This is a genomic window from Pseudomonas sp. A (assembly GCF_056270345.1).
Map to the genome: position 1 here is coordinate 2926567 of NZ_CM149873.1, position 12851 is coordinate 2939417.

Genomic DNA, 12851 nt, shown 5'->3' on the forward strand with positions numbered 1-12851 from the left:
GCGATCCCTGTGGGAGCGGGTTTACCCGCGAACACCGGCAGAGCCGGTGCCATCCACCGTGTCACCGGCTTCGCGGGTGAACCCGCTCCCACAGCGCTGCTCAGCGCATATGCAGGATGATCGGGCTGCTGCTGGCCGGGTCGGTATGCCCGCGCAACGCGCCCACCGCCTTGGCCTCTACCGCGCCGCCGTGATTGCCCCACGCACTGCGGGCGAAGCTCAGCACCTGGGCGATCTCCTGGTCCGATAACTGCTCGCGGAACGCCGGCATGCGGTAGGCATCCGGCACCCCGGCGGCGACGATGCGCTGCGAGCCGTTGAGGGTGATGTTGATCGCCGAGGCATTTTCCGCGGCCAGCATCGAGGTGGCGCCCGCCAGCGGCGGCATCCACTCGGCCTGGCCCTTGCCGTCCAGGCCATGGCAGCTGGCGCAGCGGGTCGCGTAGGTATGCGCCCCCGGCGTGTCGGGCCCCGCGGCTACCGCCTGATACTGCCAGGGTGCGCCGTCACGCCCCGGGTCGCCGGGCAGCGACTTGAGGTAGCGGGCGATCGCGTTCAGGTCGTCGTCGCTCATGAACTGCGTGGAGTTGTTGAACGCCTCGGTCATCGAGCCGTACACCACCGCGTGCTTGTTTCGTCCGGTCTTGAGGAACTGCACCATCTCCGGCTCGCTCCAGCGCCCGAGTCCGGTGTTGTGGTCCTGGCGCAGGCTCGGCGCGTACCAGCCATCGAGCAGGGCGCCGGCGAGGAACGGTGCGCCGCTCTCGTCCAGGGCCTTCTCGTTGAAGGCCAGGCCCCGAGGTGTGTGGCAACTGCCGCAGTGGCCGGGGCCCTGGACGATGTAGGCGCCGCGATTCCACAGCGGGTCCTGGTCGGCCTTCTGCGCATAGGCGCTGGTCGGCGCGAACAGGCCGTTCCACAGGGCGATGGGCCAGCGCAGGTTCAGCGGCCAGGGAATGTCGCTGGGGACATTGGCCTCGGCGGCCGGCTGCACGCCCTTCATGAAGAACGCATAGAGCGCCCGCACATCGTCGTCGCTGAGCTTGACGTAGGACGGGTAGGGCATGGCCGGGTACAGCCGTCGCCCACCCGGCGCGACGCCCTGGCGCACCGCGCGGTCGAAGTCGGCCAGGCTGTAGGCGCCGATGCCGTGCTCGCGGTCCGGGGTGATATTGGTGGCATGGATGGCGCCCAGCGGCGTGGCCATTTCCAGGCCGCCGGCAAACGGTGCCTTGCCCGGCAGGCTGTGGCAGGCCACGCAGTCGCTGAGCCGGGCGACGTACTCGCCACGGCTGACCAGGGCGGCGTCGGCGCTGTCGGTGGCGCTGAAGGGCGAGGCGGGCTCGCGGCTGACGTACCAGGCCAGCAGGCCTGCCGCGACCAGGCACGGCAAGGCCAGCCAGCCTGCGGTTCTTGCGAATCGGCTGTTGTTCATGGGCTGTCCTTGTCGTGTCAGCTGAAGGTATGGCGGCTCAGGGGCATGCTGCGCACGCGCTGGCCGGTGAGCTGCGCCACGGCGTTGGCCACCGCGGGCGCCACCGCCGGCAGCGGTGGCTCACCGATACCGCCCATCTTCGCCCCGCTCTCGACGATGCGCACATGCACCCGGGCCATGCGCGATGGCGGCAGCACCGGGTACAGGTCATAGTTGCGCGCCCGTGGCATGCCGTTGAGCCACACCGCTTCCTCCAGCAGCACCTGGGACAAGCCGAGGGACACCGCGCCGTTGACCTGGGCTTCGATGATCGCCGGGTTGACGATGCTGCCTGGGTCGATGGCCTGCCAGATGTCGTGCACCCTGACCTGGCCGCCCTCCAGCGATACCTCGGCGATCACCGCCGCCTCCGAGCCGAACGGCGAGGCCATGGCCACGCCACGGGCGCGCTTGCTGCCGTCCTCGGCGGTGAACGGGCCGCGTTTCCAGCCGCCGGACAATTCCGCCACCGCCTGCAGCAGGGTGGTCAGGCGAGGGTTGCCCTGCAGCAGTTGCAGGCGCAGCTCGTAGGGGTCATGGCCGCCCTTGTCGGCCAGTTCATCGAGGAACGACTCGTAGAAGAAGTCGTTCAGCGAGTTGCCCACCGAGCGCCAGTAGCCGAGCATGGCCGGGCCTTTGACGTAGATCTGCGCAATGCGCTTGTTGGCGATGGCGTAGGCCTTGCCCGACAGCCCTTCGAGGGCGGTGGGGTCGACCTTGTCACCCTGCTTGCCGGCGAGCGCCTCGGTCGGACCTTCGGTGGCGCTGATCGCCTCGATGGCCACCGGCAGGCCTTTGTCGTCCAGGCCGGCGCGGAACTTGACCACGGCCATGGGGCGCATGGCATCGCGCAGGAACTCCTCTTCGCGGCTCCAGATCAGTTTCACCGGCCGGCCCACGGCCTTGGCCAGGGCGATGGCCTGCGGGTAGGGGTTGGCCGAGTCGTACAGGAAGTGGCGGCCGAAGAAGCCGCCGAGCAGTGGCGAGTGCAGGGTGATCCGCGCAGGGTCCAGGCCGGTGCGCTTGGCGATGTCGTCGCGGAACATGTCCTGGGCCTGGTTCGGCAGCCACACCTCCAGGCTGCCGTCGGGGTTGAAACGGGCGGTGGCGGAGGGCGGTTCCAGCTGAGCATGGTTGAGGTACTGGTTGTGGTAGGTGGCCTCGACGGTGGTCTTGGCGCTGGCCAGGGCGCCCGCTACGTCGCCCTGGTTTTCCTCGTCGCGGCTCGGCCCGGTCTGGGCGGCCAGGTGGTCGCGCCAGCCGTCAGTGGAAAAATCGGCGGGCATTGGCCGCACCTGGCTGTCGGCAGCCGCCTCCTTCCAGTCCACCTGCAGCGCTTCGACCGCGCGCTTGGCGTGCCACCAGCGTTCGGCGACCACCGCCACCGCGCCGGGCAGCTGGTGCACCGAATGCACGCCCTTCATGGCCTTGACCTGTTCCTCGTTGCGCAGTCCGCCGACGCTCATGCCCAGGCGCGGCGCATGCTGCACGGCGGCGTGGAGCATGCCGTCGACCTTGATGTCGATGCTGTAGATGGCCTTGCCGGTGGACTTGTCGTAGGCGTCGAGGCGCTGTACTGGCTTGCCTATCCAGCGGAACTGGCTGGGGTCGCGCAAGGTGACGCTGGCGGGGTCCGGCACCGGCAGGTCCATGGCCGTTTCGGCCAGTTCACCGTAGCCGAGCGAACGGCCCGAAGCGGCATGCACCACCTTGCCCGGCTCGGTGGTCAGCTCGCTCACCGGCACGCCCAACTGCTGGGCGCCGGCTTGCAGCAGCATGGCCCGGGCCAGGGCGCCGAGGCGGCGCATGGTCGGGTAGCTCATGCGCACCGACATGCTGCCGCCGGTGATGCGCAGGCCGTTTTCCATGACCACGTAGGCTTCGCCGGCGGGCGCGCTTTCGACCAGGAAACGGGCAGGCTCGAGGTCCAGCTCCTCGCCGACGATCTGCGCCATGGCGGTGTTGACGCCTTGCCCACCCTCCATGAATGGGCTGAGCAGACGCACGCTGCCGTCCGGGCGCAGCTCCAGGAAAGCCGGCACCTGGGTACCGCGCTCCGTGGCGCTGGCGGCCTGTACGCGTGGTGCACCCACTGGCAGGCCGAAGCCGAGCACCAGCGCGCCCACGGTGGTGCCGACCAAAAAGCGCCGGCGCGACAGGTTGACGGTTTCGCCTGCTGGCAGTTTCAGCAAGTCTTCGGGGGTATCGATGCGTGTGCTCATCAGGCTTTACCCCCTTCGGCGAGATCGTGCACGGCGGCATGGATGGCGTTGTAGGTGCCGCAGCGGCACAGGTTGACCATGGCCGCGTCGATCTGCGCAGCGCTGGGCTTGGGCGTGTGCTTGAGCAGCGCGGTGGCCGCCATCACCTGGCCGGACTGGCAGTAGCCGCACTGGGCCACCTGGTGCTCGACCCAGGCGGCGACCACGCGCTTGCCAACCGCGTCGTTTTCGATGGCCTCGATGGTGGTGACCTCGCGGCCGACCACGCCGGCCACCGGGGTGACGCAGGCGCGCACCACGTTGCCGTCCACCAGCACCGAGCAGGCGCCGCACTGGGCCAGGCCGCAGCCATACTTGGTGCCGGTCAGGCCCAGGTCGTCGCGGATCACCCAGAGCAAGGGCGTGTCGGCGTCAGCCTCGACCTGGTAGGTCTGCTGGTTGATTCGTAGTTCCATGGGCTCACCTGCTGATCATCGGTTGTGGAAGCGGGGAATACGCTGTTCCCCAATCCAGAAACGCTAGCACAGGGGCCCATTGCGCAACCGATACACCCCACAGATTCAGAGGATCAGGCAAGCAATCCGGCGGAATGCGCAAGTAGCCTCAATCGATGCGCGGATGCTGTTGCGCGAGGGTCTGGCGCCGGGCCTCGAGCTCGGCGATCTGTGCGTCGATGTCCTCGATCTTCTGCTCGATGTTGTCGTGGTGCTCCTGCAGCAGCTCGCGGGCTTCCTCGATATCCGAGGCGGCCGGGGCGGCGCCGCGCAGCGGGCGGTTGGCGGTCTCCTTCATGGTCAGGCCGGTGAGCAGGCCGATCACGGCGATGACCATCAGGTAGTAGGCCGGCATGTACAGGTTGTCGGTGGTCTCCACCAGCCAGGCGGCCAGGGTCGGGGTGAGGCCGGCGATCAGCACCGAGATGTTGAAGGCGCTGGCCAGGGCGCTGTAGCGGATATGGGTGGGGAACATCGCCGGCAGGGTCGAGGCCATCACGCCGATGAAGAAGTTCAGCAGCACGGCGAGAATCAACAGGCCGGCGAAGATCACCGCCAGCTTGCCGCTGGTGATCAGCATGAACGCCGGGATCGCCAGCAGGAACAGGCCGACGCTGCCAATGATGATGAACGGCTTGCGTCCCCACTTGTCGCTGAGCAGGCCGATGATCGGCTGCACGAAGAGCATGCCGACCATGATCGCGATGATGATCAGCACACCGTGGTCCTCGCTGTAGTGCAGGTTGTGCGAGAGGTAGCTGGGCATGTAGGTGAGCAGCATGTAGTAGGTGACGTTGGTGGCGATCACCACGCCGATGCAGGTCAGGAGGCTGCGCCAGTGCTGGGTGGCGACTTCCTTGAACGACACTTTCGGGCCGCTGGCCAGGCCTTCGCGGTCGCCTTGCTCAAGCTTGTCGACGTGCTGCTGGAACGCCGGGGTTTCCTCCAGTGCATGGCGCAGGTACAGGCCGATCAGGCCCAGCGGCAGGGCCAGGAAGAACGGCAGGCGCCAGCCCCATTCGAGGAACTGCTCCTCGCCGAGCACCGTCGAGATCAGCACCACCACCCCGGCGCCGAGGACGAAGCCGGCGATCGAGCCGAAGTCCAGCCAGCTGCCGAGAAAGCCGCGCTTGCGGTCCGGGGCGTACTCGGCGACGAAGATCGACGCGCCGGTGTATTCGCCGCCCACCGAGAAGCCCTGGGCCATCTTCGCCAGCAACAGCAGGATCGGCGCCCAGATGCCGATGCTGGCGTAGGAGGGGATCAGGCCGATGGCGAAGGTGCTCAGCGACATGATCACGATGGTCGCGGCCAGCACCTTTTGGCGTCCGTAGCGGTCGCCCAGGGCGCCGAAGAACAGCCCGCCCAGCGGGCGGATCAGGAATGGCACGGAGAAGGTGGCCAGGGCCGCGATCATCTGCACGCCGGGGCTGGCGTTGGGGAAGAACACCTTGCCCAGGGCATAGGCGACGAAGCCGTAGACACCGAAGTCGAACCACTCCATGGCATTGCCCAGGGCGGCGGCGGTGATGGCCTTGCGCATCTTGGCGTCGTCGACGATGGTGATGTCCTTCAAACCGATGGGTTTGACGGGTTTCCTGCGTGATTTCATGGGCCGTTGTCCTTGAGGCTTGGGGCATGGCCATGGTTTGGCCAGCCTTGTACCTAGGGTCAGATACAACGGCGCGCTAAATAATTCCCTGCGGTGTCATTTGCGTCCCTGTAGGAGCGGCCTTGTGCCGCGAAAGGGCCGCAAAGCGGCCCCGGCGAATTATGCGTCTGCGCTGAGATCCTGGGGCTGCCTTGCAGCCCTTTCGCGGCGCAAGGCCGCTCCTACACAGGGGAGGGCGCATGGCTTGAGGACGGCGCTGGTCAGAGCGTGCGACACATCAACCAATGGCTATGCCCCCAGGCCTCGAACGGTTCCATGTGCGTCCAGCCGCGCTTGGCGTAATACGCATCCTGGTCATGGGTATGCAGGTAGAGCGTGGCAACTCCGTTGCTGCGGGCATGCTCGCAGATACCTTCGATCAGTTGCTCCGCCAGGCCTTGCCCACGCGCCTCTGGGGCGACGAACACGCAGGCCAGCCAGGGACCGAGGTCGCTGCGCCCGGGCAGGTCATCGCTGGCCAGGGCCGCACTGCCCAGCAGGCGGTTGCCGTCCAGGGCGACCAGGCATTGCCATTGCCCGTTGTGCTGGCCTTCGGCGAACTCGCGTTGCCAGTCGGGCAGCGGCACGTTCGCGTATTCATAGTGGAACTGTTGGTGCAGCCACTGGGCGAGGGTGTCGCTGTGGGCCATGTGGTGTTTCAGCCAGTCCAGGCGGCGCATGACGATGTCCTTTTCAGGGGCAGGAGGGGCGGACCTTTGCGCGAAGCATACACTGCTGTGCATGATCGACGAGGGTGATGGCATTTTGATTTTTTGCCTGCGCAGCCGCTATCCTTGCACCCGCATTCATCAAGGAAGAACCATGCGTCTGTCGTCCTGCCTCAAATCGGTTGTCGCCCTGTCACTGGCCGCCCTGCTCGGAGCCTGCTCCAACTACCACTACAAGGAGTACCAGGGTGACTGGGCGCCTGAGACGATGACGCCCTATGATCTGTCCGGCAACCAGGCCGACGCGCCGGTCGTGTACTTCGCCACCATCCGCTACCGCGCCCTGGGCGTGCCGTTCCATCGCCTGCTGCTGGCCACCCATGTCGATGACCAGTTGCTCGAGGGGGCCGGGCGCCGCTCGATCCTCGATATCGCGGGCAAGCAGGCGCTGCGGCTGACGCCGGGCAAGCACTCGCTGAGCTGGTGCTGGGCCTCGATGAACGCGCTGGGCACCGGTGGCGGCAAATGCGGTTTCACCGCGCGCGACGTCGAGTTCCGTGCAGGCAAGCGCTACATCGTCGATTTCGACACCGTCGATGCCATCAACGGCCCGCCCGGGCGAGAGACGATGACCATCACCATCACCTCCGAGATTCGTGACCTCGATACCCGGGAGGTGGTCTACCCGCCCAAGGGCAGCGAAGCATTGACCAAGAGCATGGACGGTTGATCGACCCGACCCGCGCAAGCTGGCTCAACGTGTGTAGATGGGTTTTCCGGCAAACCAGGTCTGCAGCACCTGGGTGTCGCGCAGCGCCTGGGGTGCGACACTGAAGATATCGCGGTCGAGTACGATCATGTCGGCCTGTTTGCCGGCCTTGAGCGAACCGATCTGCCGTTCCAGGCGCATGGCCCGGGCGGCGTTGAGGGTATAGGCCTGGAGCATCGTCTCGCGGTCGAGGGCCTCGGCGGCGTTGAGCACGCCCTTGGGGCCGACGCGGCTGATGGCCTGGTAGATGGCCTGCCAGGGATCAGGGGTGCTGATCGGCCAGTCGCTGGCGCCGGCGATGGTGGCGCCATGGGCAAGCAGCGAGTGCGCCGGGAAGGTGTGCAGGAAGGCCATGGCATCGACGTAGGGTTTGACCAGCTCCAGATTGGCCTCGTCGGCGCTGGCCCAGTACAACTGCATCGAGGCGATCACGTCCAGCTGCTTGAAGCGTGCGTACTCTTTCGGGTTGACCATCTGCAGGTGGGTGATCGAGTGCGCGATGCCGCTGGCGCGATCACGGCGGGCCTGGGCCACGCCGTCGAGCGCCGCGCGCACGGCGCGGTCGCCGATGGCGTGCACATGCACCAGCCAGCCACGGGCGTCGGCGGCGCTCACCAGTTCGCCGAAGTGCGCCGGGTCCAGCAGCAGTTCGCCGTGCTGCCCCGAGTTGCGGTAAGGCTCGAGCATCGCCGCGCTCTGCGCCGGCATCTCGGCGACGCCATCGGCGAACACCTTGATGCCGGGCAGGGTGAGGTTGGGTACGCCGAGGAACTGCCGGCGCACCTTGTCCAGCTCATCCAGGTCGGCCGGACGGGCTTTGGAATCGGCCATCAGCAGCGCGGCCACATGGGCGGTCAGTTCGCCGCGCAGGGCAAGGGCCCTGTACACCGGCAGCACGCCGAGCGAATCGTTGTGTACGTCGGCACCGGGCAGCTCGTTGGCCAGCGGGTCCATCCAGCCGGTGACGCCCAGGCTTCGATAGTGCGCCAGGGCCTGGCGCCCGGCGCTCATCAGTGTGTCGTGGGTCAGTGCCGGCAGCAGGTCGGTGACCGGGTACAGCCCGGCGTCGACGAGAAAGCCGTTCGGCGTGCCGTCCGAGTGCTGGCCGATGGTGTTGCGGGCCACGGCTGGCAGGGCGGCGATCTTCGCCGCATCGATGCCGGCATGGGCGAGCATGGCGCGGTTGGCCCAGCCGGTGTGCATGTCGTTGGCGGCGAACAGGATCGGTTGGTCGGCCCACTCGCCCTGGTTGAAGCGCTGCTCGAGCGCGGCCAGGTCGTCCCAGTAGGTTGGCGGCAAGCCGCCGACGCTGAGGAACTCGCCGCGTCGTGCCTTGCCGTCCTCACGCCACTGGCGCAGGCGTTGTTCCAGCGCGTCGAGGGGGATCTGCACACCGGCCAGGTCGGCCAACTCCAGCTGCAGGCCACCCTTGATGGCATGGGAGTGGGAGTCGAGCAGGCCGGGCATCAGCACCTTGCCGCCCAGGTCGATGGTCCGCGTGCCATCGACCTTCAGGCGCAGCACGGCCTGGTCGGAGCCCACCGCGACGATCTTCTCGCCCTCCACCGCCACGGCTTGCTGCAGTGGCTGGCCCGGCTCGGCGGTGTAGACCTTGGCGTTGTGCAGGATCAGGTCGACGGCGGCGAAGCCGGGCAGGGCGGCGCAGGCCAGGCCGGCGCCAAGCGCGATCTTCAGGAACTGCTTCATGCGATGCCTCGTGCTTGATGGGGGAGGCGGCAGGCTAGCCAAGCGGGAAGGGTGTTTAAACGGCACGGCAGGCACAACTTTATTCGCGTTCTGGAAAGAGTGCTTGCTGCTCCCCATCGATTGCCGCCTGCGCATGAATCCATGGATACTCCACGGCGCCCCACGTGTGCCAACCAGGAAGCAACCATGGACAAAATGACGGCCCTGACCATCTTCGTTGCCGCCGCCGAGCACGGCAGCTTCAGCCGTGCCGCCGAGCAGTTGGGCAAGACGCCGTCGGCCATCACCAAGGCCGTCGCCCATCTGGAAGCCGAGCTGGGGGTGCGCCTGTTCGAGCGCACCACCCGGCGCATGGCGCTGACCGAAGCCGGCACCCTCTATCTGGAAGGCGCGCGACAGGCCTTGATGCACCTGCAGCGGGTCACCGAGGAAGTGGAGCAGTTGCAGCATGAACTGCGCGGCACCTTGCGCATCACCGCACCACCGTCGTTCGGCCCGGCCTTTCTCAACCAGGTGTGCTGCCGCTTCATGCGCGAGCACCCGCAGGTGCGCCTGGAGGTGAACCTCAACGATGCCAACGAGGACCTGATCGACGGCGGCTACGACCTGTCGCTGCGCGACGGTCCCACCGACCAGCCCGAGCTGATCGTCCAGCCGCTGATCGAGAACCGCGTGATCCTGTGCGCCAGCCCGGACTACCTGGCCCGACGCGGCGAGGTCATCAACCTGGACAACTACGCCCAGCATGACTGGCTGCTGCTGCGCCACCCGTTGCTCAACCGCAGCTTCTGGTGGATCGAGCACGAGGGCCAGACCCAGCGCGTGCGCCAGCCGACGGCCAGGCTGGTCAGCGACAACTTCGACTTCCTGCTGGCCTGCCTGCTCGATGGCCAGGGGCTGCAGTTCATCCCCACCTGGTGCGCGGCACCCTACCTGGCCAATGGGCAACTGCTGGAGGTGATGCCTGATTACTGGCGGGCGCTGAGCGCGTTCGGTCCCTGGGTGCATGTGCTGTACCTGCCGCATCGGCGCAATACGCGCAAGGTGCAGGCATTCATCGCCCTGTTGCATGAGCACTTGCGCGGTCAGGGCCTGCGCGCCTGAGTTTTTCCTGGCGGGCACAAAAGTTGTGCGGGGCCTGGCGATGATCGGGGTGGGGCCTCGCCGCTAGGCTTGCCGCTTGCGTCCCATCAGGAAAGCCGCCGTGAAGATTCATACCTGCGTCACCGATACCCTCGATCCCCATGCCCGCGGCCGTCAGGTCGGCGAGCGCTTCGCCGGGCAGATCGGCGAGACCACCCAGCTGTACCTGGACTTCTTTACCCGAGTCGGCGTGACGCTGGGCGAAGCGCAGCGCATCGGCGAGAACAGCCTGGCCGCCCTAGAAGCCTGGAGCCCGGACCTGGCGGCGGAAATCGCCGGCCTGGCCAGTGGCAGCGGCCTGCCGTTGTGGCAGTTGGCGAGCCTCAACGCCCGCACCGAGGTGCTGGCGGCACGCACCCGCCACAGCGAATGCTCCACCACCGTGCACGCCCCCCGTGGCCCGCGTGCGCCGCAGACCCTGCAGACCTGGGACTGGCACGACAGCCTGTGCCCCCATGGCCTGATGCTGGCCCTGCGCAGCCGCCAGGGCCTGGCGGTCAAGCTGTTCTGCGAGTTCGGCATGCTGGCCAAGCTGGGGGTCAACAGCGCGGGCCTGGGCCTGCACTTCAACATCCTCCACCACCGCAGCGACAACACCGCTGGCGGCGTGCCGGTGCATGCCATCGCCCGACGGCTGCTGGAGGAGGCTCGCAGTGTCGACGAGGCCATCGAACTGGCCCGTTCGGCGCGGGTCAGCGCCTCCACCGTGCTCACTGTGTTCTCCCGCGAGGACCGCAGCCCACGTGCGGTGAGCATCGAGCTGAGTCCCGAGCGCACGGCGCTGGTGCTGCCCCGCGAGGATGGCTGGCTGTTGCACACCAACCATTTCCTCGACCCGCAGCTCAGTACCGGTGAGCAGGTCGCCGACCGGGCCGAGACCGAGGGCCGGCTGGCCCATCTGCAACAGGTGGTCGGCCAGATGACCAGCGCCGACCCGCGTGCCCGTGCCGAGGCCATGTGCGGCGCTGCGGGCGATGCCGCGCCGATCTGCTTCCATCCGGACCTGGCGCTGCCCGACACCGAGCGCTGGGAAACCCTGCTCAGCGTGGCCATCGACACCGAGCACGGCCATCTCGACTACGTCGCCGGCACCCCGCTACAACTGGCCAAGGCCGGCTGCCAACGTTTCTGAGCCCATCCGCATCACGAGAACAACAACAATGCATGCACAACCTTCCCGCTCCGCCTTGCGCACCTTCTGCGTCTCCGGCCTGGGCACGGCCCTCGAGTTCTATGATTTCATCATCTATGGCACCGCCGCCGCGCTGGTGTTTCCCCAGGTGTTCTTTCCCGGTCTGGACCACCTGACCGCCACCCTGGTGGCGTTCAGTGCCTTCGGCGCGGGGTTCCTCGCCCGGCCCCTGGGCGGCCTGGTGTTTGGCCATTTCGGCGACCGCGTCGGTCGGCAGAAGGTACTGGTCACCACCTTGCTGTTGATGGGGCTGAGCACCTTCCTCATCGGCTGCCTGCCGGGGCATGCCAGCCTTGGTGTGGTTGCGCCGATCCTGCTGGTGCTGTTGCGCCTGGTCCAGGGCTTTGCCGCCGGGGGCGAGTGGGGTGGCGCCGCGCTGTTTGGCATCGAGTCGGCGCCGCCTGGCCGGCGCGGCCTGTGGGGCAGTTTCACCAGCATGGGCATCGGCGTGGGCGGCATTCTCGGTGCGGCGGTATTCGCCCTGGTCAGCGCCGCGTTCGATGACAACCTGGTGGACTTCGCCTGGCGGATCCCGTTCTGGCTGGGAGGCACCCTGGTGCTGATCGGCTTGTATGCACGGCTGAAGACGCCGCTGACCGCATCCACCGTCAAACCCGTGCGGGCGCCCCTGGCGCAAGCCCTGCGGCAACGGCCACGGCAATTGCTGCTGTGCACCGGTATCGCCTTCGGTTACTGCACCATCGCCTACATCGGCAGCACGTTCTTCCTGACCTACGCCACCCAGGCGGGGTACGGCAGCACCCAGGCCCTGATGTTCGACCTGACCCTGTCGGTGGCCATCGTGCTGTCGGCGCCGCTGTTCGGGCACCTGTCGGACCGCCTGGGGCGGCGCGTGGTGATGGTGTTCGGGGCGCTGGTCATGGCGCTGGGCCTGTTCGCCTTTTTTGCCCTGGTGGACATGCGCCACTTCGGTATCGCCCTGGTCGCCTATAGCCTGGTCGGTGCACTGATGGGCGCCACACAGGGGCCGATCCCGGCGTTCCTGGGCGAGCAGTTTCCCCGGGAAATGCGCTACTCGGGCATTTCCGCCAGCTACCAGGTCGGCGCGGCACTGGGGGGCGGGACGGCGTCGAGCATTGCCACGGCGATCCTGATTCTCAACGGGCATGACCCACTGGGCGTCGCGTTGTACGGGGCGGCGGCGCTGGCGCTGGTGGCGCTGTGTTCGTTGGGCTTGAAGGAGACGGCGCGGCTGAGCATGGCGCAGATCGATGGGCTGGGCGAGGGGAGTGAAGAGGGGGGATTGTTGCGCGGTTCGGCGTTGGAGCGGTGAGGGGGATTGTGTGAGGGCAGTGAGTGGCAGGCGATAGTCCTGCAGCGCCTATCAGATCGAGCGCCGCCCGCGCGGCGCATCGCGGATGAATCCGCTCCTACGTCTGTTGCAACGTACCGAACCTGTCAGGCCATGGTTGCCAGCCTTGGCGCCTGTCTTGAGACAGGTGGGGCGGCGGCAATGCCCACCGAAAAACCGCGTCGTGCACACAAGGCTTACAACCATGGCCTATCAGGC

10 protein-coding genes are annotated in these 12851 nt (G+C 67.3%); 4 read left to right on the forward strand and 6 right to left on the reverse strand.

Features of this window, described 5'->3' with window-relative positions:
• Positions 1–100: 100 nt before the first annotated feature.
• From AC0MAZ_RS13320 to AC0MAZ_RS13340, 5 genes are all read right to left on the reverse strand, one after another.
• Positions 101–1435 (reverse strand): c-type cytochrome, encoded by a 1335-nt coding sequence (locus AC0MAZ_RS13320; RefSeq protein WP_475858122.1) that lies wholly within the window; start codon positions 1433–1435, stop codon positions 101–103.
• A 17-nt stretch (positions 1436–1452) separates the two neighbouring features.
• On the reverse strand, positions 1453–3696 hold the full coding sequence (locus AC0MAZ_RS13325; RefSeq protein WP_232856913.1) for a xanthine dehydrogenase family protein molybdopterin-binding subunit: 2244 nt from the start codon (positions 3694–3696) through the stop codon (positions 1453–1455).
• Positions 3696–4151 carry a (2Fe-2S)-binding protein gene (locus AC0MAZ_RS13330; RefSeq protein ID WP_203647304.1) on the reverse strand — a complete coding sequence of 152 codons (456 nt, stop codon included), beginning with the start codon at positions 4149–4151 and terminating at the stop codon, positions 3696–3698. Before AC0MAZ_RS13330 ends, AC0MAZ_RS13325 begins: the two co-directional genes overlap by 1 nt.
• Positions 4152–4299: 148 nt before the next feature.
• Positions 4300–5802, reverse strand: coding sequence for a glycine betaine/L-proline transporter ProP (gene proP, locus AC0MAZ_RS13335; RefSeq protein ID WP_203647303.1), 1503 nt, complete (start codon positions 5800–5802; stop codon positions 4300–4302).
• A gap of 260 nt (positions 5803–6062) precedes the next feature.
• A complete protein-coding gene (locus AC0MAZ_RS13340) occupies positions 6063–6521 on the reverse strand; it encodes a GNAT family N-acetyltransferase (RefSeq protein WP_475858125.1) in 459 nt (152 codons plus the stop codon).
• A gap of 142 nt (positions 6522–6663) precedes the next feature.
• On the opposite strand from AC0MAZ_RS13340, the gene AC0MAZ_RS13345 reads away from it, so the two are divergent.
• Entirely contained in the window at positions 6664–7239 is a 576-nt protein-coding gene (locus AC0MAZ_RS13345; RefSeq protein ID WP_110739648.1) for a hypothetical protein, read from the forward strand.
• A 24-nt stretch (positions 7240–7263) separates the two neighbouring features.
• On the opposite strand, the gene AC0MAZ_RS13350 is transcribed toward AC0MAZ_RS13345, so the two are convergent.
• The gene (locus AC0MAZ_RS13350) at positions 7264–8985 is read right to left on the reverse strand and encodes an amidohydrolase (RefSeq protein WP_475858127.1); all 1722 of its coding nucleotides are present in this window, start codon (positions 8983–8985) and stop codon (positions 7264–7266) included.
• A 186-nt stretch (positions 8986–9171) separates the two neighbouring features.
• On the opposite strand from AC0MAZ_RS13350, the gene AC0MAZ_RS13355 reads away from it, so the two are divergent.
• The 3 genes from AC0MAZ_RS13355 to AC0MAZ_RS13365 all read left to right on the forward strand — a co-directional run bounded on the left by AC0MAZ_RS13355 (position 9172) and on the right by AC0MAZ_RS13365 (position 12614).
• Positions 9172–10089, forward strand: a complete 918-nt coding sequence (locus AC0MAZ_RS13355; RefSeq protein WP_475858129.1) for a LysR family transcriptional regulator — start codon at positions 9172–9174, stop codon at positions 10087–10089.
• Positions 10090–10189: 100 nt separating this feature from the next.
• A complete protein-coding gene (locus tag AC0MAZ_RS13360; protein ID WP_475858131.1) occupies positions 10190–11260 on the forward strand; it encodes a C45 family autoproteolytic acyltransferase/hydolase in 1071 nt (356 codons plus the stop codon).
• A gap of 28 nt (positions 11261–11288) precedes the next feature.
• Positions 11289–12614 carry an MFS transporter gene (locus tag AC0MAZ_RS13365; protein ID WP_475858133.1) on the forward strand — a complete coding sequence of 442 codons (1326 nt, stop codon included), beginning with the start codon at positions 11289–11291 and terminating at the stop codon, positions 12612–12614.
• Positions 12615–12851 lie beyond the last annotated feature (237 nt).